We start from the raw sequence: 389 nt of genomic DNA, 5'->3' as shown, positions 1-389 counted from the left end.
CTGATGACCGGCATCGTCGTTACGCCCGTCTCCACGAGTAGTAGATTGCTCCGGCGACCCCGAGCGCGACCAGCACGGCGACGATGGCCCCGACGATCGGGAACTCGCCGCTCGAATTCTCCGCGGGCGCCGCGGACGCTACGGACACCCCGGCGCCGCTGCCGAGACCGATCATCGTCGTCGAAGTGTAGCGGTTACCGTCGTCGTCGCGGTACTCGACGACGATCGGGACCTCGGTCACGTTCCGATCGGCCGCAAACGTCACCTCAAACGAGGAGATGTCGTCTGGGTCGAGGGTCCCGACAACGTAGACCCGGAAGGGATCGGTGGGCGTTGCCGGGGCGCCGGGGGCGATGATCACCGACCGGGCGGACTCGAGGCCGGCGTTC

The 389-nt window shown here is 67.9% G+C and carries 1 pseudogene; it reads right to left on the bottom strand.

Going from position 1 to position 389, the window contains the following annotated elements:
* Window positions 1-19: 19 nt before the first annotated feature.
* A pseudogene (locus ACI94_RS05560) lies at window positions 20-389 on the bottom strand (hypothetical protein); the annotation flags it as partial.

The sequence above is a fragment of the Methanoculleus sp. DTU007 genome, assembly GCF_001512385.1.
Taxonomy (GTDB): Archaea; Halobacteriota; Methanomicrobia; order Methanomicrobiales; family Methanoculleaceae; genus Methanoculleus; species Methanoculleus thermophilus.
This window is presented reverse-complemented; position numbering and strand designations above follow the sequence as displayed.